Consider the following 20,860-nt stretch of genomic DNA (forward strand, 5'->3'; position numbering starts at 1 on the left):
GTTTCAGGGCCAAAAAGGCCGGGAGCCGTCCCGGTTTTTTTGCTTATGATAAAGGGCAAATGCCATGCTTTTTTCTTCCGCGGAAACGGCTGAAAAGGGCGGCTTCTTTTTTTGTCCGTTGGAAGAAAAACGTCCAAAAAGGATGCAACATTTTTCTTACTCATGTAAAATGGAAAGAGCGAATAGGAGGCTTTGCCATTGCTCATGAAGAAAAAACAAAGCGCGCTGGTGCTTGCAGGTCTCTGCATCCTGTTTATGGCTGCCATGTTTCTTTTCTCCAACCAGCCCTATAAGGAACAGGACATGCGGCCGGAACTGAAAAAGCTGGTACGCCTCGATGCAAACACATTGCCGAAAATCGAATTTTATTACGGGGGTGCGCTTGTCACGTCAACGCTGCCGTATGATTTTATTGAATTCTGGATCCGGAAATCCTGCCATGTGGCGGAATATGCCGTCTGTACTTTGCTGATCCTTCTAACTTTGCGCACGGTTTTGGTTCCTGTCCGTTTTGCAGTTCCGGCCGGCTTTCTGGCAAGTTTTCTCTATGCCAATCTTGACGAATGGCATCAAAGTTTTGTCAGCGGCAGAACAGGGCATTTTATAGATGTCATCACTTTTGACAGCTTCGGAATCATGATTGGCGTCTGTCTGTTTTTATGGTTTACGCGAAGGAAAAAATCCCGATAATGCTTAACGAACGGCATTTGTTTCTTTATAATAATCGTATTGAATATACAACAGGGAGTTCTAATCTATGAGCATATCTGTCAGATTTAAAAACGTTTCGAAAAAGTATAAAATGTACCGGAGCAATTCGGAAAAAATTCTCGACATCATTTTGCCGGGCGGTTACGGGGATGATTTTTACGCTCTGCAGAATATTTCTTTTGAGGCAAGCACCGGGGATGTCATCGGCGTGATCGGCGTTAACGGCGCCGGCAAATCAACCTTGTCCAATCTGATTACCGGTATTATTCCGCCCACAACCGGAACGATTGAATTAAACGGCGAAACATCGCTGATTGCCATCAACTCCGGCTTAAACAATGAATTGTCGGGCCTTGAAAATATTGAACTGAAATGCCTGATGCTTGGGTTCACAAAAAAGCAGATTAAAGAGCTGACCCCTCAGATTATTGAATTTGCGGATATCGGGCAGTTCATTGACCAGCCTGTTAAAAAATATTCAAGCGGGATGAAGTCACGGCTCGGATTTGCCATCTCGGTCAACGTTGACCCTGATATTCTTGTCATTGACGAGGCGTTATCGGTCGGCGACCAGACATTTGCCGATAAATGTTTTGAGAAGATGAATGAATTCAAGGATGCGGGCAAAACGATCTTTTTCATCAGCCACTCGATGGGCCAGGTAAAGAAATTTTGCGAGAAAGCGATGTGGCTGGAAGCAGGGGAAATTAAGCAATACGGCGCGATCGATGATGTCCTGCCAAATTACGAAAAGTTCCTGAAAGAATTCAAATCATGGCCAAAAGACAAACAGAAAAACTTCAAACAGATGATTCTCGAAAAACGGAGCAAAGAAAGAAAAGAAAAAGTGGCAGAATAAGGAGGCGGCTGCCCGGAATGCTTGTTGCGTGCCGGGCAGCCGCTTTTTGCTTACCGGGATTTTCGCTGGAAAACCGGGAGTGGCGGCTGAAGAACGATTCCAGCCAGGCAAAATGTTTTTCGTAAAAAAGATATCAAGAATTGACAGCGCTTACTTTTTAGCGGTATAGTGAAAATGTGTACATACTCACAATGGGAGGGAATCATAATGGCCAGCTTAGAAAATAAAATTGCAATTGTCACAGGCGGCGCTTCCGGGATCGGGCTTGCAACCGCAAAAGCTTTTACGGAAAAAGGGGCGAAAGTGGTCATTTCCGATTACAACGAAGAAAGCGGCAAAGCGGTTGAAAAGGAACTTAAAGAAAAAGGAGCGGATGTATGCTTTATTCGCGCCGATGCATCTGATGAACAGTCCGTCGCCGGTCTTGTCGCAGAAACCGTCAACCGGTACGGCAGAGTGGATATTATGGTGAATAATGCCGGCATCGGCGTCATGGCCACAACCCATGAATTGAGCTTTGAAGACTATCAAAAGGTCATTTCCGTCAATCAAAACGGTGTATTTTTCGGTTCAAAATATGCCATCCGTGAAATGTTGAAAACAGGCGGGGGCTGCATTGTCAATACATCCTCTATTTTAGGGTACGTCGGCGAACCGGGCGCTTTTGCCTACAATGCAAGCAAAGGCGCCGTCAACCTGATGACAAAGTCGCTGGCCCTTGAATATGCATCAAAAGGCATTCGCGTGAATGCGGTGAACCCGGGGTATGTTAAAACCGGCATGGTGAATAAGGAAGCACTCGGCGATTTTTATGACGGCCTTGTCGCAAGGCATCCGATCGGCCGGCTCGGGCGTGCGGATGAAATCGCCCATGCCATCGTGTTCCTGTGCGAAAATGAATTTGTAACCGGCATTGCCCTGCTCGTGGACGGCGGTTATACAGCGCAATAAGTGCGGCATAACCAGCGCCAAAAGGCATCCATCCGGTCCGGGTTGATACCGGTTGATGCGTTCAAGCCATAAACCGGCCCTCGGGAAGAATCGCCGATTTGGCCGTATTTGCAAATGCGTCTGTCCGGACAAGCCATAAAAAAACCTGCATCCGCTAAAAGGATGCAGGTTTTTTTGGTTAAAAGTGCATAACCCAGATGGTTCCGTAAACAACGACGATCGCAATGATGATGCTGTAGATCATATTGCTGACATTGATCTTTCCGTTTTCGCCTTCTTTGACGTGCATGAACATAAATAATTGCACGCCAGCCTGGAGGAAGGCAAACAATCCGATTGTCCAGATGATCGCCGTTTTAGAAAGGTTGGTATACAAAGCAACATACAGTGCCACAAGGGTCAATACGATTGAAAGCAGAAAACCGATGACATGGCCGATCGGATATTTTGAATGATGCTCCATTATTTCATCAACCCTCCTAAATAAACGAAAGTGAAGATAAAGATCCAGACAACATCAAGGAAGTGCCAGTAAATACTTACAACGAAAAATTTGCGTGCCGTCATCGGCGTTAAACCGCGGCGGATCAGTTGTATAATAATCGATATTCCCCATAAAATCCCGAGGGAAACGTGGCATCCGTGCGTTCCGAGCAATACATAGAATGCGGAAAGGAATGCGCTTGTCGGCAGTGTTGCCCCATCATGAACGTACGTGACAAATTCATTGATTTCAAAGCCGACGAAAGTTAAACCGAGAAGAAGGGTAACGATAAACCAGCCGAGCATCGCGCCTTTATTCCGGTTGCGCATATTGAAGACGGCAATTCCGCATGTAAAACTGCTTGTCAAAAGGACAAAGGTTTCAATCAGGACACCTTTGAGCTCAAAGATGTCCTGCTGAACAGGCCCGCCTGCTGTTTGGTGCTGGAGTGTAAAATACGTTGCAAACAGCGTTGCAAACAAAGTGATTTCAGCCGCCAGGAAAACCCAGAAACCGAAAATGGTTAAACGGTCCTGATTGCGCTGGTATTCGAGGGGCAATGATGTATCCAAATGTTCGTCGCTCATCGTTTTACACCTCCTGCTCTTGTATTTTCTGTGCGAATGATTTCTTCTACACTGATATAGTGCCCTTTATCCGGGTCAAACGATCTCCACGCAAGGCAGCCGAGCATCATCAAACCGCCGAGAATGGCGAGCCACCACCAGGACCAGACAAGGCCGAAACCTGCAAGGCCCATCGATACAGCGGAGAAAAATGGCATTGCCGAGTTATTTGGCATATGGATCGGTTTGTACTCTTCATCCCGGTAAATCGGTGTGCCGTTTTCTTTGTATTCTGCGAACGCATCAAGTGTAGAGACAACCGGCTGTTTCGCAAAGTTATATTCCGGAACCGGTGTAGGGGTTGCCCAATCTAATGTGCGGCCATCCCAAGGATCACCGGTCGTGTCGCGAACGCCATGTTTAATGCTGTAAACAATGTTCCAAGCCAGGACGAGGAACCCAATCCCCATGATATAGGCACCTACTGTAGAGGCGAAGTTCCAACCTGTCCAGCCAAGTCCTGCTTCATAAGTGTACATCCGGCGCGCCATTCCGTCGAGGCCGACAAAGAATTGCGGCAGGAAGCAAAGGTTAAAGCCGACCATCCACAACCAGAACGTAATTTTGCCCAGTTTTTCATTCAGCATATAGCCGAACATTTTCGGATACCAGTAGTGGAGCCCTGCGAAACATGCATAGGCGACTGCCGGAATCAATGTATAGTGGAAGTGGGCAATCAGGAAATATGAATTGTGATATTGATAGTCTGCTGCTGCCATGGAAAGCATAACACCCGTAACCCCGCCGATCAAAAATGTCGGGATAAAGGCAAGCGACCAAAGCATAGGCGTTGTTGTTCTAATTTTCCCTTTATGCAATGTAAAGATTTCGTTAAATAATTTGACACCCGTTGGTATCGCGATAATCATCGTTGAGATCGAGAAGAACGAGTTTACGACTGCTGTGTTCCCCATTGTAAAGAAGTGGTGAACCCATGTGAAATAACTGAAGAATGCGATACCAGCCATCGCAACGACCATGGAGGCATATCCAAACAATCGTTTACCCGAGAATGTAGCGATAATGTCCGCGTAAATCCCAAGAGATGGCAGCAACACAATGTACACTTCCGGGTGGCCCCAGATCCAGAACAAGTTTGCCCATAACATCGGGCTGCCGCCTGAACCCATGGTAAAGAAGTGTGCGCCGAAAGTACGGTCAAACGTTACTTCTGCCAAAGCCACTGTCAAAACAGGGAAAGCAAAAAGCACGATGATAAAAGTAATCAAAGTAGACCATACGAACATCGGCATTTTCATTAATGTCATGCCCGGCGCCCTCATTTTCAGAATCGTGACAATGAAGTTCACGGCTGTTGCCAGTGTCCCGATCCCGGAAAGCTGCAGGCCCATTGCATAATAGTTGTTTCCGACACCTTTTGTAAATTCCGTGCCTGCAAGCGGGAAGTAGTTCGTCCAGCCGGCAGTAGGGGAACCCCCGATAATAAATGAAATATTAAAGAGGCACATCCCTGCAACCATTGCCCAGAAGCTGAATGCGTTCAAAAGCGGGAAGGCAACATCGCGCGCCCCGATTTGGAGCGGAACAGCAACGTTAATCAGGCCGAACAAAAACGGCATCGCCATAAATAAGATCATGACAACCCCGTGGGTCGTAAAGATCCCGTCATAATGGTTGGCATCAAGCAGATGCTGGTTCGGCAGTGCAAGCTGTGTTCTCATCATTAAAGCATCGACACCGCCGCGGAATAACATTAATACCGCAACGATAATGTACATAATCCCGATTTTTTTATGGTCAACGGTTGTCAGCCATTCTTTCCATAACCATTTCCATTTCTTGAAATAGGTTAGAGAAAAGATCACAGCGGCCGCGCCAAGTGCCATGCCAACTTCGGCGGCATATATGGCCGGTTCACCGGTGACGAAAAAATCACTAAGTTTCACACTGTTTTCCTCCTATTCCAATGATTATTTTCCGCCCATATCCATACCGGACATATCGTGGTGGTGATGGTGATTTTGTTTCTCACCTTTTTCCGATTCTTCATAATAGCTTTTTTGTTCATCCGGTTTATCCCATTTTAAATGGGTTCCCGTGTAAGTCTGTCTTCCTACGAGGCCTTCTTTTTTAATCAGTTTTTCATAATCCGATTTTTTCATTTGAGGCGCTCTGCTTTTGACTTCCTTCACCCACGCATTAAAATCTTTCGGTGTTTGGGCCAACACATCGAAGTCCATCTTTGCAAAGCCTTCCCCGTTGAAGTTTGCGTTTCTTCCTGTATATTCGCCAGGGTGGTCTGCAGCCAGAATCAGCCTCATCGTCATGTTCGGCATCGTATATTTCTGTCCGCCAAGTTCAGGGATCCAGAAAGATGCCATCGTACCGGATGATGTCAATTCGAAATTGATTGGCCGCCCAGCCGGGATGTTTACATAGTTAACGGTTTCAATGCCCTGTTCCGGATAACTGAAAATCCATTTCCATTCCGATGACGTGACATAAATCGTTAAAGGTTTTTCGCTTTTCATGGATTTTGGCGTTTCTTCAACCGAATAGTTTGCTTTAACGGTTGGAATGGCAATGGCGATAATAATCAGCACCGGGATAATGGTCCACACCGTTTCCAGCACTTTATGGCCGTGGATTTGCGGCGGTTTATAATCAGCCGGCAGACGCGACGCCCTGTATTTTATCACCATATAAAGATACAACCCAAGGACAACGACGAATACAAAGGCCATTAAGATGGATGAGTAAACAATCAAATGATATTGTTCCCGCGCCATTGGGCCTTGTGGGTCGAGCACTGCAAATTTGGTGTCACATCCGCCGAGCAAAAAGAGCGATGTGAGGGACAAAAGCAGCACCAGTTTCCAAGGTAGTTTCCTCAACACATTTTTTCTCTCCTTCCGGTTTGGTAAAATAGTGTACAAATAAAAGCAAATGAAAAAAAGGTGGTACTTTTATTTTTTCACCTTTATTATGGTGCTAACCTATTTTACATTAAAAAAATATAGATGTATTGTCTTTTACCCTTATTCCGCCATGTTTCATAAAAATTTCATAAAAAGTTCATATATTTTTCATAGAATTGTCAAATACTGGCATTATCCAGAAATAATTTACAACTTTGTGAAGGAATACGGTATTTAATATTTTGGAAAAGATTTCAAAACCATTTTGGGAGGAAAAGTGTTTTTAACGTATAATGTTAAGGGAAACAGAAAGGGGTTTTACGGATGATAAAAGCTGTGATTTTTGATTTCGACGGGCTGATTATGGATACGGAATCGGAACACTATGAAGCGCTTTGTGAAATTTTTCGCGGCTACAATTGCGAGATGCCGCTTGAACTATGGGGAAAGGGGGTAGGCACGCATTCGGGTTTTAAGCCGTTTAAATATCTTGAAGAGCAGATCAAAAAGCCGCTTGATACAGAAAAACTGGACCACGAGCTGGAGGAAATGTTTTTAAAACGGCTCGAAAAAGGCGCGGCCCGCGAAGGCGTGGAAGATTATTTAAAGTCGGCCAAGAACCTCGGGCTTAAAGTCGGGCTGGCTTCAAGCTCCGACAGGAAATGGCTGCACCGCTATTTGCGCCAGCTTGGCCTTCTCGCTTATTTTGACTGCATCAAATCTTCCGATGACGTTGAAAAAGTCAAACCGGACCCTGCTTTGTATTTGAAAGCGGCCGGCTGTCTCGGCGTGGAACCGGAACAATGCCTCGTCTTCGAAGATTCGCCAAACGGGTCGCTTGCGGCAAAACGCGCCGGTATGGCATGCGTAGTCGTCCCGAACCGGGTAACAAAAGACCTCAAGTTCGGCGAGATTGACCACCGCCTCGGGTCAATGGCAGAAACGCCGCTTGAAGAAGTAATCCGGTTTATTGAAAGCCGTTGACAGAACAACCCGCTTCTGCATGCCGGAAGCGGGTTGTTTGTTTCCACTATTCCTTAGTCACCAGACAGATTTTCTTCCAGCATTTGCGTGACTTTTTCTTTTTCAGCATCTGACACCGCCAAATAATAGATCCCGTCAAAGTTGGCATCGGTGCCTTTTACTTCATACTCGGTAATGTTTTTGGCGGCATTCCGGTAATTTTTCTCAATCGTAAGCATGTCATTAAACGTCATATTTGTTTTGACATTGTCGCCAAGCGTATCAAGGATACTGCTGTATTTTGCCACAGAAGAAATGCTGGTTGCTTTCCGGATCAGCGCCTCGATCACTTTCCGCTGCCGTTTATTGCGGCCAAAATCGCCTTCCGGATCAAGATGGCGCATTCTGACATAGCCGAGCGCCTGGGCTCCGTTCAGATGAATTTCCCCTTTTTTGTAATGGTACCCTTTTTTATAGTACCCTTCGTCATGCCAGTCAATTGTGTTGTTGACGGTAATGCCGCCAACCGCATTGACCAGTTTTTTCAGGGCCTGCATGTTGATTTTCACATAATAATCCATTTGGATACCGGTAAAGTCCTCAACGGTCTGCAGTGCCATACTGGTTCCGCCATATGCATACGCAGCATTGATTTTGTCATATGTGCCGCGTCCGGCGATCAGCGTCCTTGTATCCCGCGGGATGCTGACCAGCTGTGTCGTGCTTTTTTTCGGATTAATGGTCATCACAATGATGGCATCGGAACGGCCGCTGTCATTTGCACGTTCATCCACACCAAGCAGCAAAACGGAAATCGGCTGCCCGTTCTGGCTTGAGATGCTTTCATTTGAAGTGCCTGCCAACGATTCATGCATTTTATTAGCCGCAGCTTTTGCCGAGTGATAAACATAGTAGGCATAACCGCCACAGGCGATGACCAGGATCCCAATTAAGCTTAAAAAAGACATCAGGATTTTTTTCTTCATCGGCGGCCCTCTCTTTTTTCGTCATATAATTGTTTATTATAGCATGATTCGCTACGCTTGAATATCCTTTTTTGTCGATTCCCATCATATCCCGGTTGTATCAGGCATGGCTGTGCTGCCGCTTTATAATCATCCGCATTTTGAAAAGAAAGCATTAAGAAAAATTTAAGTTTGCGCCCCATAATGAAGCCGGAAAGCAGAACAGATGGTTCCTGTTAAAATTGGAAAACAAAAAAGGAGAACATAATGATGAAGAAGTGGATATTGCAGCCGTTTTGATTGTTGCGGCCATCGGGGGAGGGCCGCTTTTCTATGTAAAAAGCAAGGCAGACCGTGCAGACGCAAGCACAAAGACAGTCCAGACGGCCACAGTGGAGAAAGGGATGGCCGTGCCCAGCATCTTCCGGCACAGCTTTCCGGCGGCCAGCAGCAGGTGAAATAGAGCGGCAAATGAGCAGCCGCTCTTTTAGCTGTTTTACATTTACCGGTCCCGGCTTATTACCCACTCATCCTTGGGCCCGTCCAGCTCCATTTTTTGCAATTCCAGCCTCATTTTTTCTGTTTCCAGCAGGAAGTTTTCGTTTTTTAACTTTTCGAGCTCCAGTTCTTTCTCCAAAACTTGTACTCTTATTTTTTCACGCGACTTAAAAAAATTCGTTACAATTGCGACAATCGGCACAGAAAAAATTAAAATGACTGAAATCAATCCGATAAAGTCATCCATTAGCACACCCCCGGCATATTCTTAAACCCATTATACAATAAGTGCTGCATTCTTTTTACCATTTCCGTCAAAAAAGGGGGCTCCCGCCAGCCTTTTCGGGGCAGCCCTTCAGAAAAACATCCGGAAAATGAGAAAAACCGCCGGGAAAAAATGATTTTCCCAACGGTTTTTTTGTTTTAAAAAGAGCTTTTGGGATTGCTATCAGCCTGTATTCCGGAGCCCTGCGGCGATGCCGTTGATCGTAAGCAGGACCTCCATCAGCAGGTGCCGGGCTTTTTCATCTTTGTTTTCGCGTTCACGCAGTTGCGAAATAAGATAGACCTGGAACAGGTTCAGCGGGTCGACATACGGGTTGCGGAGGCGCACTGATTCTTTAATGTTCGGCGTGTAATCCAGCAACTCTTTTTGGTCCGCAATCTTTAAAACCATTTCCTTCGTCAGTTCATATTCCGCTTTGATCAGGCCGAAAATCCGGCCGGCAACTTCAGGATCTTTCACCAGTCTCGTATACTCTTCAGCCGTGGAAAGCTCCGCCTTGATCAATGCCATTTGCAGGTTATTGATCGTTGCATGGAAGAACGGCCATGATGCATACATTTCCCGAAGCAACTTGAAATTGCCGGTTTCTTCCACATATTTGCTCAGGCCTGTCCCGGCTGCGTACCAGGCGGGAAGGAGCTGGCGGCTTTGCGTCCAGGAAAATACCCACGGAATGGCGCGCAAGTCTTCAAAACGGGCGCTCCCTTTCCGGCTCATCGGGCGGGAGCCGATGTTGAGTTCGCCGATCTCATTTAAAGGCGTGGCCTGCTTGAAATAGGAAAGGAAATCAGGGTCGCGAAAGACGAGTTCCTGATATTTTTCAAGCGCATATTCGGAAATTTTATCCATTGCCGTGACGGCTTCTTCGTTTGGCGTTTTGCCATTTTTCTCGTTCTGTTTTTGTTCTGTGATGGCACACATCATCGTGGATGTCGCCTGCTCAAGGCTCCGGTAGGCAATGTCGCGCAGCAAATAGCGCGATGACAGCACTTCGCCCTGCTCGGTGATTTTCACGCCGTCGCCAAGTGTAACCGGCGGCTGGGACAAAAGGCTTGAATAAAGCGGGCCACCGCCGCGTCCGAGCGAACCGCCGCGCCCGTGGAAAAATTTCAGCTTGATGCCGTATTTGGCGCCCATTTCGTGAATTTCTTTCTGTGCTTTGTACAGCTGCCAGTTCGCTGTCATCGTGCCGCCGTCTTTGCTGCCGTCGGAATAGCCGAGCATGACTTCCTGCAGATTGCCTCGCACCTTTAAATGGTTCCGGTAAATGGGCATTTGGAAAAGGGTTTCGAGCATTTTCGCGCCGTTCCGCAAGTCCGCGATCGTTTCCAGAAGCGGGGCGATATGGATCTCGCTTAAAATATCCCCGCTCGGGTAGACGCGGTACAGGCCGGCTTCTTTCGCGAGCACGAGCACTTCCAGCACGTCGCTGACCGAGTGTGCCATGCTGATCAAATATACCTGGATGGACCGTTCGCCGAATGTTTGGTGGGCGCGTTTGATCATCCGGAATGTATTGATGACTTCCTGCGTTTCCGGCGTAAACGTATCATAGATTGAAATCATCGGCCGCGGGTCGTTTAGAGCCTTCAGGAGCACCGCGACTTTTTCATCTTCGGACAGATTTTTATAGTCCTTCGCAATATTGACGTTATAAAGCACCTCGGCAAGGGCCGATTCATGCTCGCCGCTATGGTTGCGGATATCGAGTGATGCCAGGTGGAAACCGAACAACTCGACCTGGCGGATGACTTTGCGGAGCAATTTAATCGGATGCCCGGCCGGATGGTGCTGGTTCACGCTGTCCCGGATCATATACAGATCGGCAAGGAGCTCCTCTGTGGAGTGATAGCCGCCATTGTTTTTCCCCACACATTCCAGTTTATGGATCATAATCGTCAGTTTTCTGCGGTAAATTTCATCTTTTGTCGGCCATAATTTTGCAGCCGGCATTGTATTTTCTTCGCTTTCCACAGACGCAAGCAGGGCATGGCTGGCGCTTATTTTTTTGGAAGAATGGCTGAGGAGCTCCCGGAGTGTTGTAAGCGACTTTTTATATTTTTCCAATACGAGTTCACGTTGCATTTCGAGCGTTTTCCAGGTGATGTCCGCGGTCACGTTCGGGTTTCCGTCCCGGTCGCCGCCGATCCACGAGCCAAAATGAAGATAGGAAGGGACTTTAAATCGCTGTCCGTACGATTCGTGCAGATAGTCTTCCAAGTCTTCGTGTATGCGCGGCAGCACGTCGAACAGGACATTGTCGAAATAGTAAAGCCCGTTTTTCACTTCGTCGAGAACGGACGGTTTTTTCTCGCGGATTTCGGAACTTTGCCATAAAATGGTAATCTCATTCAAAATCGTTTCTTCAATGACTTTTTTCTCATAACGGGTGTTGGCATATTCGAGCGCTTTTAAAAGGTCTGCAATACGTTTGTGGATTTGCAGAATGGTCCGCCTCGTTGCTTCTGTCGGGTGTGCCGTTATAATCAGTTCAAGCGATAAACTGTCCAGCAGTTCTGCAACCATTTCAGCCGGCACTTTTTCTTTCCGCAGCGTTTCGATGCCATCTTCAAGTGAACGCGGTTGGACCTGGTCTGTATCTTCCGACTGGTACTCCCGCCGGCGCTTAATTCTGAAATTTTGCTCGGTAATATTAAATAATTGCAGATAGGTAGAGAAAGCGCGGATGACTTCCTGCCGTTCTGGCGGATTCAGGTCTGTAATTTCTTTTTTTAATTGAAGGTAGAAAGCCTCATCGCCGGTTTCCCTCGCTTTTTGTGCCAGGGAGCGAATATTTTGGATTGTTTTGAGCAATGCTTCGCCGCCTTCAAATAGGATCACTTTATCCAGCAGCCCGGCGAGAAAATCCATGTCTGCCTGCAGGGCCATCCGGGGGGCTTTCTTTTCATCAATTTGATGCAAGGATAATCGCTCCTTTCATTTGGTCAGAAAAATGCACAAAGAAAATGATACTTATTATTATACTTGTAAAATGAAAAAAGTCTAATACTTTATAAAATTAAAAACCAGTAAAGGAACATTTCCCGCATAAAGGGATAAATTAAGGATAAAATGCGAACGATTGAAAGTCAATGATGAATATCATTCGTGTTTTTAATGTGGCAAGTACCGGAGATGGAAAGAAAAGAATTGGCAGTGAAACCGTTCTCTTCTTCTTTGATAATAAATGAAAGCAGCCGGTATGGAGAGAAAAAATTTACTTATATAAAATTGATTTTATGGCCGGCTTTATTATGCCCGTCGTACTGGCTGTCCGCACGGTGTCCATTTATGATGCAGACATGAATGGCTGGGCAGTTGCGTTTTTGTCGATGCCTGGCGTGCACGCCTCCATGCATGTGAAGCGGGTTTTTTTAAGCGGGCAGCACCCGCTTTTTTGGAGGGCAGGCATTCAGGAGCAAAAATGGCAGAGATCATTTGGGCGGGATCAGCCATTTATTCCTCCATCCGGGGCACTTTGTGAAAATCAGCACAAGAATGAATAACGCTTACATATCTGGCTCTTTCAAATAAAGCCATTTGTGAAAAATGTAAACGGATAATTTTGAAAAACCGTCATTTTCCTTTAAAACCGGGCATTTGGGCAGATAAATTTTCAAATTTTCGCCATAAAATATGTGAATCTGATCACAAAAATAGTGGTATACTTACCCATGTGGAATGAAGGAAAATGAACGGAACAGTCAATTTCAGCCATAAAAGGGCATGCCGTCCATCTATTTCACAAACCGCACGGCAGCAATTGCTGCAAAAGTTTAATTGTCCTGCTTTAAAGGAAAAGCAGTATGGAATCCATTAGGAGTTGGCACAATATCCATAGACTGGATAGGGGCCCGCCATGCCGGGCTTGCAAAACTGCTTTCATACAGTGGATATATTTTTTACTTTTGATGGGAAGGAAGATTATACATGAAAAAAGTCAATCGTATTGCAGTGGTTGGAACGGGTGCAGTTGGTACAAGTTACTGCTACGCCATGATTAATCAGGGTGTTGCAGAAGAGCTTGTTTTAATCGATATTAACGAAGCAAAAGCAGAAGGGGAAGCCATGGACCTGAACCACGGCCTGCCATTTGCGCCTACGCCGACCCGCGTTTGGAAAGGCGATTATTCCGATTGCGGCACTGCCGATCTTGTTGTCATTACGGCAGGTTCCCCGCAAAAACCGGGCGAAACAAGGCTTGATCTTGTTGCCAAAAACGCAAAAATTTTTAAAGGCATGATTAAGAGCATCATGGACAGCGGCTTTAACGGGATTTTTCTTGTTGCCAGCAACCCGGTTGACATTTTGACATATGTAACTTGGAAAGAGTCCGGCCTGCCGAAAGAACATGTTATCGGTTCGGGCACAGTGCTTGACTCCGCGCGTCTCCGCAACTCTTTGAGCGCCCAATTTGGAATTGACCCGCGCAATGTGCATGCTGCGATTATCGGCGAACACGGCGATACGGAACTTCCGGTATGGAGCCATACAAATATCGGTTACGATACGATTGAAAGCTATCTACAAAAAGGAATTATTGACGAAAAGACGTTAGATGACATTTTTGTCAATACGAGAGATGCGGCTTATCATATTATTGAACGAAAAGGGGCCACATTTTACGGCATCGGGATGTCCCTGACCCGGATTACAAGGGCAATCCTGAACAATGAAAACAGCGTATTGACGGTCTCTGCATTTCTTGAAGGCCAATACGGAAACAGCGATGTGTACGTTGGCGTTCCGGCCATCATCAATCGCCAGGGCATCCGTGAAGTGGTTGAAATCAAACTGAACGAAAAAGAACAGGAACAGTTCAATCATTCTGTAAAAGTGCTAAAAGAAACAATGGCACCGGTATTGTAAGCATTTGTGCCGGCCGGGCTTCATGGGAGGCCCGGCTTTTTCTTTGAAAAAAATCCCGGCGCCTGCTTAAGGCGGACTGCCGAAAAAAGTGCCCATGCTTGCCCCGCTTTCCGGGAAAAGCATGGGCCTGTTTTTTGCCGGGGTTAGGAGCGGGCCTGCCATAGGCGGATATAAAAAAGCAGCCTTGAATCGATTCAAGGCTGCTTTTTCTTAATTCAATATGATCACTTTGACCGTACGGCGCCCCCATGCGATGGAAGCTTTTTTGTTCGGCATCAGGACATCGATGATATGGCCCTTAATGGCACCGCCGGTATCGGCTGCGATGGCAACCCCGTATCCTTCAACCCAGACTTTGCTGCCGAGCGGGATGACCGATGGATCGACAGCGATCAATTTCATGTTCGGGTTTTTCTTAATGTTATATCCCAAAGCGGTAATATCCAGCTTCGTATCTTCATGGTTATAAGATGTCGCCGTCACATAAAAGGATTTGCCTTGTGGCGTGCTGTGGCCGGAAGATGCGGCGGATTTGGTTCCGGCCGTTTTCCCGGCACCGGCTTCCGCTGGTTTTTTCGCTTGTGTTTCTGCTGTTTTTTCAGCTTGCGCTTCCGCTGCCTTTTCGGCTTCAGCTTCGCTCGCTTGTTTTGCGAGGGCTTCTTCCCTTGCTTTTGCGGCCGCCTGCTGTGCCTTTATTTCTTTTTGCAGGTTGCTGATTTTCGTATTCAAGTCGGTTTGTTTTTGTTCCGCTTTTGACAGCTCATTTTGAATGCTGTCATACTTCGATTTTAATCCCGACAATGCTTTTTCCTTTTCTTTTAAATTTGTTTGCAGTTTTGCCTGGCTGCTTTTCAAGTTTGCCTGCTCCTGTTCGAGCACTTTTTCCTGGTCTGCAATGGCTTTTTTATCGGCTTCAATTTTCGCAAGGTCCGCTTTTTGCTGATCCAAAAGGCTTGTATCAGCGTTCAGCAGTGTCGCGACTGCACTGACCCGGTTGATCAGGTCGCCAATGCTTTCCGCGTTTAAAATCGTTTCAATCACATAGTCGTATTGGTTGTTTTTTTGCATGGCAACGAGGCGTTTTTTAATCACGCCTTCCCGTGCAGAAACTTGGTCCTCCAGCTTTACGATTTCCTCTTTTTTCTTTTCAATCAAATCTTTTGCTGACTGGATTTTCGCTTCAGTTGCTGCGATATTTTCTTTATTTTTCTGAATGGATGATTGCAATGCGTTCCAGTCTTTTTGCAAATTTTCCATTTTGCTTTCGACGGCTTTTTTCTCCGATTCTTTCTTTTGAATGGTTTGCGTATTTTCATCCAATTTTTTCTGTAAGGAACCTTGATCTGTTTCTGCATAGGCATTTAGTTGTGCCGTGCCAACGAATATGGCAAACGCCATAACTGCAATTCGCCTTTTTAAGTGCATAAGACAACTCCCTTCTCCGTACTCTTGTTATAACACAAATAGGCAGAAAGGAAGATTACAATACGATTAAATTCATATTACGAGAATGAAAACGGACTCAAATCATGCGAAAAAGGGAAAAGATAGATTTGGGTGCTTTTTCGCATGATGATGGGCAGTTATAAGACTTCTGCCTCCAGGCGTATGAAAAGCAGCAAAAAGAAATAAAGCGGGTACAGCGGCAAATCACTGTGCTCAAGCAATGGTCGGATAAAGCATATCGAGAAGTGGGAAAAAGTGATAACATAAAAGAATTCGCGGGGGTAAAGGCAAAGAAAGTAGATAAAAAGAAGCAAGGATCTGCTTCTTTTTCAATTCAGACAGGACAGGAAGGAATATTCTGCCGACTAAGGATCCATTTTGATGTTTAAGAAGCCAAAAAAGTGCTGAACTTTTCGATTTTCATTCATGTATAGCCGCGCCGTTTTGGTATGATGATAGGAATAGGTTTTGAATGAGAAGAGAGGAATTTCTTATGGAAATGGTGGAAAAAGCAATTGAATTTGCGGCAAAAGCACATGAAGGCCAATACCGGAAAGCGTCCGACCTTCCGTATATTGCGCATCCGTATGCGGTTGCCATGATGCTTTTAACAGAAGGCTGCCGCAAAGAAGTGGTCACAGCAGGGCTTCTTCATGATACGGTTGAAGATACTGCGGTGACAAACGAGGAGATAGAAGCTGAATTTGGAAGCGATGTTGCCCGCATTGTTGCAGCCTGCACCGAACCGCCTAAAAATGTGCGGTGGGAGGAACGAAAACAGCATACCATCGAGCTATTAAAAACGGCAGAAGAGGAAATTTGTATGCTCATATGTGCAGATAAACTCCACAATTTGAAAACGATACACGAAGGATTGCGAAAAAATGGGGAGAGCGTGTGGAACGCGTTCAGCCGTGGGAAAGAAAAGCAGGAATGGTACTATCGAAGTATTGCAGAAAGTATTGCGTTGCACCACTCTTTTCCATTACTGGAGCAGCTGCAGGCGGAAATAAAGCAGGTTTTTGGACATGAATAAGGTGCAGGGGAAACGGACATTGCCTGTGAAATAACGGACTTGCTGCTTGTAAAACCGCAAAGTGAGGGCACCGGCTTTCATCCGTAATATTTACGTTACTGCAGACGCCTGCTTGTGCGGGCCGCAAATCAATTACATAAGGAAAATGGCTTGTTTGACGCTAGCCTGTGCGTGTCCTGAGACGCACAGGCTTTTTTGCGTGTACATGACAGTTCAAACGGTTGGAAAACATAAAGGTACAACAACATTTGGAGGCTGCCAATGGAAAAAGTATGGAAGATTTATGCAACTGATTTGAAAAAAATGACAACAAACTGGGCAGCAAGCCTGATCATTGCCGCCTTGATTATTCTTCCATCATTGTATGCCTGGTTTAACATCAAGGCATCCTGGGACCCATACGGCCACACAAAAGGAATTGCAGTAGCCGTTGTGAATCTGGACCGGGGGACAGCGATCAACGGAAAAAAAGTACACGCCGGCAATGAAGTCATGAAAAAGTTGAAACAAAATAAAACGCTCGGCTGGAGGTTTGTGCAGGAAAAGGAAGCCACACGCGGCGTAAAGACCGGAGAATATTATGCGAGCCTGACCATCCCGGAAAATTTTTCGGAAAAACTGGCTTCCATCCTGGGTGATAAGCCGGAGAAACCGGTCATTACTTATACCGTTAATGAAAAAATCAATGCGATTGCGCCTAAAATAACAGGGTCGGGTGCGTCTGCCATTACACAGCAAATTAGTGCGCAATTTGTAAAAACCGTTAGCAAAGCGATTTTTACAATGTTTAATCAAATCGGCATTGAACTTGAAAGGGATTTGCCGGATATTGAAAATTTTAAAGCATGGGTTTTTAGATTGGAGGGAGACATTCCGGAGCTTAACCGGATCATCAGGACGGCAGATCGGGACATTACGAAAGCAGACGCAGTAAGAAAACAGGCAGAAAGCGCGATGCCCGATGTCCAGCGGCTTGCAAAACGCGGCAAAACCGTCTCAGGGGACATGGCCCGCTTTTTTGGAAGCACCGGAAGTTTGCTTGAGCAGACGGATACCGTGATCAAAACCGGACTGGAAGCGCTGAATGCCGCTCCTGCAGTCTCGAACCAGGTGAGTATGCTGGCAGACAAAACGAAAATTGCAGAAACAGCGCCAAAAAATACGATGATTTTGCAAAATAGTAAACAAATCTCTGACGCGTTCAGTGATTTGCTGAGAACCGCTGCTGAAGAAACAGGTTCTCAGCATCTCATCACTGTTGCCGCTCGGTTTACTGCCCTAAGCCAGTCCTTTCAAAAACAGCAGGACCTAAACGGGAAAATTCTCCAACAGGTCAATGACGGGTTGCTGCCGGAAACATTGCAGGCAGATCTAAAGCAGGAAGCCGGCCGTGCCGGGGCCATCGCCGGCAGCCTGCTTGAAAACGATGGTGCAGCCATCGCCGCGGATTTAAAAACATTTGTGGCACAAGCCGGGCAGGACAGTGCAAAAGCAAACAAGCTGTTTCAAAAATTGGAAGGCAGCCTGCCGGATATCCAGGCGATTCTCCGCGATACGAAAACCGGGCTTGCAATCGGGAAAGCAAAATTGAAAACGGCTGAAACGGAACTGCCGGCTGCTGAGAGAAAAATCAGGGAACTGGCTGGTAAAATCCGGGCGTTTGAAAAACAGGGAAATATAGACCGGTGGATTCAACTGCTGAAGAACGATGCACAAGAAGAAAGCGGGTTTTTAAAACAGCCGGTATCGCTGAAGGAAGAAGTTCTATATCCAATCAAAAATTACGGTGCGGGCATGGCTCCGTTTTATACAGTCCTGTCTTTTTGGGTGGGGGCAATGCTATTGGTATCCCTGCTGTCGGTTGAACACCACCATGGCGGCGCATATGCCAGCTGGCAAGTCTATTTCGGCAAGCTGCTCCTGTTTTTAACGATTGCGTTTTTCCAGTCGGCGATAACGGCGGCGGGCGATCTTTTTATTTTACATGTGGATGTGCAGGAAAAAGCCTGGTTTATTTTGTTCGGTATCGGGATTGGTGCTGTTTTTACCGTGATGGTCTATACACTCGTTTCTGTTTTTGGCAATGTGGGAAAAGCACTTGGGATTGTCCTGCTTGTCCTGCAAATTTCCGGTTCGGGCGGCACTTTTCCAATCCAGATGGAACCGTCTTTCTTTCAACATATCCATCCGCTCCTGCCATTTACTTACGGAATTGGCTTAATGCGTGAAGCTGTTGGCGGGATGCTGATGGAGGCTGTGATCACAGATATCATTTATCTGGCAGGATTTCTGGCAATTGCGCTTATTTTCGGGACCGCAGCCAAGAAACTGCTCAGCCGTATGACCGAACGTTTTACAAGAAAAGGGAAAGAAAGCGGGCTATTCGAATGAAAAAAGCGGAATAGACAAGAAAAATGAGAAGGAAGACATGAAAAATAAAGTTGGTTTATAATAAGAAAGAAGAATATTAGGAGGGGATTGCATTGGCGATTGCCGATATTACCATATTTCCGGTCGGAACGGATTCAACAAGCATCAGCAAATATGTGGCGGAGATTGAGAAGGCGCTGGGAAAAGAACAGGGAAGGGTGAAAATCAAGCTGACCCCGATGAGCACTTTAATAGAAGGGGACATCCATGACCTGTTTGAAATCATTGAAAAACTGCATGAAATCCCTTTTTCAAATGGCGTAAAGCGTGTTGAAACGAATATCCGCATCGACGACCGCAGGGACAAACAGCTCACGATGGAAGGAAAACTGGCCTCCGTCGCCGAAAAACTCGGCCAATAAAAAACCGGCACAAGGCCGGTATGATAAAAGGAGGTTTGGCCAGGCTCTGGGGGAAGCCCGGCCAAATATGGTTTGCTGCAATTCCTTGCCGCTGTCCTAAATGTAAAACATGAAAAAGAAAAACTTGTGAAATGAAAATGATAAAATGATGAGAATTTCCCCGGAAAAAGCAAAAAGCGGACCGGGACCCGCCTTTTGAATCGCTAAAATTTTACCCGTGCAAAAATTTTACACAAACCGCTTCCGGAACCGGGACGTCTTTTTGCAGCAAAGTGAGGATCCCGGTTTCCGGATCGCGGGCGTATAAAACGAGCGTGCCCGATTCTTGGTTTGCGGCAACGACAAATTTTTCGGTCGGGTCAAGCACAAAGTCGCGCGGCCAGCTTCCTTCGGTTGAAGTGTATTCAACAAGGGACAGTTTGCCGTCCGGGCCGGCTGCAAACACGGCAATGCTGTCATGGCCGCGGTTTCCGGCATAAACAAAACGGCCGTCGGAAGAGAGATGGATTGCGCTTCCCTGGCTGTTTTCCGTAAAATCTTCCGGAATCGTTTTGATATACTGGACATCTTTAAACGTGCCGGAAGCTTCGTCAAATTCGAGCACAATCACTTCATTGCTCAATTCTGTCATGCAGTAGGCCAATTTCCGGCCCGGATGAAAGGCAAGATGGCGCGGGCCGCTTCCCGGGCGGACGGAAAGGACGGCTTTTTCCGTTAATTTGCCGCCATCATGCGCGTACGTTGTAATCGTATCATTGCCGAGGTCCACCGCGACGACATATTTTTTATCCGGGGTAAAGCCTGCGAAATGGACGTGCGGTTTTTCCTGGCGTTCAGGGTTCGGGCCGGAGCCGGTATGTTCGATAACACTTACTGCCGGCTGCAGGCTGCCGTCTTTGTTTGTCAGATAGGCGCTGACCGTCCCGTTATGGTAGTTGGCGGAGACGACCGTTTTCTTGGCTGAATCCACGCTGACATGGCACGGGGAGGCGCCGCCGGATAACTGGCGGTTCAACTCTGTTAGAGCACCGCTTTCCGCATCAATTGAAAAAGCCGCAACCCCGCCCTGGCTGCCTTCTTTGACAACGGCATACAGATTGCGGTTGTCTGCCGTGATATTGAGATAAGTCGGATTGTCCAGTTTGGCGGCAACTTTCACATCTTCAATTTGCTTTTTTTCTGTATTGAGGGTGAAGGTGTAAATCCCTTCGCTGGCGCCTTTTGTATAGGTGCCGGCATACCCTGTCCATTTTGTTTTTCCCATGGCTGATGCTCCTTCCAATCTGTAATGTGAATATTATAACATAGAAAACGTTTCCCGTTCATTCAGGCGCATTTCCGGGTACGATGTCATGAGCGAAAAACAGGGTGATAAACGGGAAACATGCTCAAAATTGCTCCAAGCAAGCGAAAATATGGTAAATGTTTCATTTTTGTATCAAAATTGAAAGCGAACTGAAATTTTTTGTTGGAGATGTTTTGATAAAATAAAGTA

At 46.4% G+C, this 20,860-nt stretch carries 18 protein-coding genes; 9 read left to right on the forward strand and 9 right to left on the reverse strand.

The annotated features are described in order from the left end of the window. Positions 1-204: 204 nt before the first annotated feature. From NST70_RS03145 to NST70_RS03155, 3 genes are all read left to right on the forward strand, one after another. The gene (locus tag NST70_RS03145) at positions 205-690 is read left to right on the forward strand and encodes a VanZ family protein (protein ID WP_035189421.1); all 486 of its coding nucleotides are present in this window, start codon (positions 205-207) and stop codon (positions 688-690) included. Between the two features lie 67 nt (positions 691-757). Further along, positions 758-1,570 carry a teichoic acids export ABC transporter ATP-binding subunit TagH gene (tagH, locus tag NST70_RS03150; protein ID WP_035189422.1) on the forward strand — a complete coding sequence of 271 codons (813 nt, stop codon included), beginning with the start codon at positions 758-760 and terminating at the stop codon, positions 1,568-1,570. A 207-nt stretch (positions 1,571-1,777) separates the two neighbouring features. Beyond that, entirely contained in the window at positions 1,778-2,521 is a 744-nt protein-coding gene (locus NST70_RS03155) for an SDR family oxidoreductase (protein WP_035189424.1), read from the forward strand. 178 nt (positions 2,522-2,699) lie between these two features. Here the strand turns inward: NST70_RS03155 and qoxD are convergent, their stop codons facing one another. The 4 genes from qoxD to qoxA are packed head-to-tail and all read right to left on the reverse strand — an operon-like array spanning position 2,700 to position 6,489. Beyond that, entirely contained in the window at positions 2,700-2,984 is a 285-nt protein-coding gene (gene qoxD / locus NST70_RS03160; RefSeq protein WP_029141973.1) for a cytochrome aa3 quinol oxidase subunit IV, read from the reverse strand. After that, the gene (gene qoxC, locus NST70_RS03165) at positions 2,984-3,592 is read right to left on the reverse strand and encodes a cytochrome aa3 quinol oxidase subunit III (protein WP_017553873.1); all 609 of its coding nucleotides are present in this window, start codon (positions 3,590-3,592) and stop codon (positions 2,984-2,986) included. The genes qoxD and qoxC overlap by 1 nt, the downstream gene beginning before the upstream one ends. After that, a complete protein-coding gene (gene qoxB / locus NST70_RS03170) occupies positions 3,589-5,538 on the reverse strand; it encodes a cytochrome aa3 quinol oxidase subunit I (RefSeq protein WP_035189426.1) in 1,950 nt (649 codons plus the stop codon). The genes qoxC and qoxB overlap by 4 nt, the downstream gene beginning before the upstream one ends. Before the next feature lie 24 nt (positions 5,539-5,562). Further along, positions 5,563-6,489 carry a cytochrome aa3 quinol oxidase subunit II gene (qoxA, locus tag NST70_RS03175; protein WP_035189427.1) on the reverse strand — a complete coding sequence of 309 codons (927 nt, stop codon included), beginning with the start codon at positions 6,487-6,489 and terminating at the stop codon, positions 5,563-5,565. A 345-nt stretch (positions 6,490-6,834) separates the two neighbouring features. Between qoxA and NST70_RS03180 the strand changes: the two genes are divergently transcribed. Then, positions 6,835-7,494, forward strand: a complete 660-nt coding sequence (locus NST70_RS03180; protein WP_035189428.1) for an HAD family hydrolase — start codon at positions 6,835-6,837, stop codon at positions 7,492-7,494. Positions 7,495-7,547: 53 nt separating this feature from the next. Here the strand turns inward: NST70_RS03180 and NST70_RS03185 are convergent, their stop codons facing one another. Beyond that, the gene (locus NST70_RS03185) at positions 7,548-8,459 is read right to left on the reverse strand and encodes an LCP family protein (protein WP_046721202.1); all 912 of its coding nucleotides are present in this window, start codon (positions 8,457-8,459) and stop codon (positions 7,548-7,550) included. Positions 8,460-8,680: 221 nt separating this feature from the next. Between NST70_RS03185 and NST70_RS03190 the strand changes: the two genes are divergently transcribed. Next, positions 8,681-8,896, forward strand: coding sequence for a hypothetical protein (locus NST70_RS03190; protein WP_046721203.1), 216 nt, complete (start codon positions 8,681-8,683; stop codon positions 8,894-8,896). A gap of 44 nt (positions 8,897-8,940) precedes the next feature. Here the strand turns inward: NST70_RS03190 and NST70_RS03195 are convergent, their stop codons facing one another. Together NST70_RS03195 and ppc are read right to left on the reverse strand one after the other, a co-directional pair. Continuing rightward, positions 8,941-9,183, reverse strand: coding sequence for a hypothetical protein (locus NST70_RS03195; RefSeq protein ID WP_035189433.1), 243 nt, complete (start codon positions 9,181-9,183; stop codon positions 8,941-8,943). Between the two features lie 201 nt (positions 9,184-9,384). Next, a complete protein-coding gene (gene ppc / locus NST70_RS03200; protein WP_211062528.1) occupies positions 9,385-12,144 on the reverse strand; it encodes a phosphoenolpyruvate carboxylase in 2,760 nt (919 codons plus the stop codon). Between the two features lie 1,008 nt (positions 12,145-13,152). On the opposite strand from ppc, the gene NST70_RS03205 reads away from it, so the two are divergent. Beyond that, on the forward strand, positions 13,153-14,091 hold the full coding sequence (locus NST70_RS03205) for an L-lactate dehydrogenase (RefSeq protein WP_046721206.1): 939 nt from the start codon (positions 13,153-13,155) through the stop codon (positions 14,089-14,091). Positions 14,092-14,301: 210 nt separating this feature from the next. Here NST70_RS03205 and NST70_RS03210 read toward each other — a convergent pair whose 3' ends face one another. Next, positions 14,302-15,489: a 3D domain-containing protein gene (locus NST70_RS03210; protein WP_342475732.1), complete on the reverse strand. Its 1,188-nt coding sequence runs from the start codon at positions 15,487-15,489 to the stop codon at positions 14,302-14,304. A 541-nt stretch (positions 15,490-16,030) separates the two neighbouring features. Between NST70_RS03210 and NST70_RS03215 the strand changes: the two genes are divergently transcribed. The 3 genes from NST70_RS03215 (at position 16,031) to NST70_RS03225 (ending at position 19,365) form a co-directional block, all read left to right on the forward strand. Beyond that, a complete protein-coding gene (locus NST70_RS03215) occupies positions 16,031-16,573 on the forward strand; it encodes an HD domain-containing protein (RefSeq protein WP_035189438.1) in 543 nt (180 codons plus the stop codon). A gap of 261 nt (positions 16,574-16,834) precedes the next feature. Next, on the forward strand, positions 16,835-18,964 hold the full coding sequence (locus tag NST70_RS03220) for a YhgE/Pip domain-containing protein (RefSeq protein ID WP_035189440.1): 2,130 nt from the start codon (positions 16,835-16,837) through the stop codon (positions 18,962-18,964). Between the two features lie 92 nt (positions 18,965-19,056). After that, entirely contained in the window at positions 19,057-19,365 is a 309-nt protein-coding gene (locus NST70_RS03225) for an MTH1187 family thiamine-binding protein (protein WP_013858492.1), read from the forward strand. Positions 19,366-19,576: 211 nt separating this feature from the next. Here NST70_RS03225 and NST70_RS03230 read toward each other — a convergent pair whose 3' ends face one another. Continuing rightward, positions 19,577-20,629 (reverse strand): lactonase family protein, encoded by a 1,053-nt coding sequence (locus tag NST70_RS03230; RefSeq protein WP_035189441.1) that lies wholly within the window; start codon positions 20,627-20,629, stop codon positions 19,577-19,579. Positions 20,630-20,860 lie beyond the last annotated feature (231 nt).

It is taken from the genome of Weizmannia sp. FSL K6-0777 (assembly GCF_038593185.1).
GTDB lineage: Bacteria > Bacillota > Bacilli > Bacillales > Bacillaceae_C > Weizmannia > Weizmannia faecalis.

Excerpts from the sequence above, each read along its gene's own strand:
- NST70_RS03145 (WP_035189421.1), top strand. The coding sequence starts at position 205 with ATGAAGAAAAAACAAAGCGCGCTGGTGCTTGCAGGTCTCTGCATCCTG.
- tagH (WP_035189422.1), top strand. The coding sequence starts at position 758 with ATGAGCATATCTGTCAGATTTAAAAACGTTTCGAAAAAGTATAAAATG.
- NST70_RS03155 (WP_035189424.1), top strand. The coding sequence starts at position 1,778 with ATGGCCAGCTTAGAAAATAAAATTGCAATTGTCACAGGCGGCGCTTCC.
- qoxD (WP_029141973.1), bottom strand. The coding sequence starts at position 2,984 with ATGGAGCATCATTCAAAATATCCGATCGGCCATGTCATCGGTTTTCTG.
- qoxC (WP_017553873.1), bottom strand. The coding sequence starts at position 3,592 with ATGAGCGACGAACATTTGGATACATCATTGCCCCTCGAATACCAGCGC.
- NST70_RS03180 (WP_035189428.1), top strand. The coding sequence starts at position 6,835 with ATGATAAAAGCTGTGATTTTTGATTTCGACGGGCTGATTATGGATACG.
- NST70_RS03185 (WP_046721202.1), bottom strand. The coding sequence starts at position 8,459 with ATGAAGAAAAAAATCCTGATGTCTTTTTTAAGCTTAATTGGGATCCTG.
- NST70_RS03195 (WP_035189433.1), bottom strand. The coding sequence starts at position 9,183 with ATGGATGACTTTATCGGATTGATTTCAGTCATTTTAATTTTTTCTGTG.
- NST70_RS03205 (WP_046721206.1), top strand. The coding sequence starts at position 13,153 with ATGAAAAAAGTCAATCGTATTGCAGTGGTTGGAACGGGTGCAGTTGGT.
- NST70_RS03210 (WP_342475732.1), bottom strand. The coding sequence starts at position 15,489 with ATGGCGTTTGCCATATTCGTTGGCACGGCACAACTAAATGCCTATGCA.
- NST70_RS03215 (WP_035189438.1), top strand. The coding sequence starts at position 16,031 with ATGGAAATGGTGGAAAAAGCAATTGAATTTGCGGCAAAAGCACATGAA.
- NST70_RS03220 (WP_035189440.1), top strand. The coding sequence starts at position 16,835 with ATGGAAAAAGTATGGAAGATTTATGCAACTGATTTGAAAAAAATGACA.
- NST70_RS03230 (WP_035189441.1), bottom strand. The coding sequence starts at position 20,629 with ATGGGAAAAACAAAATGGACAGGGTATGCCGGCACCTATACAAAAGGC.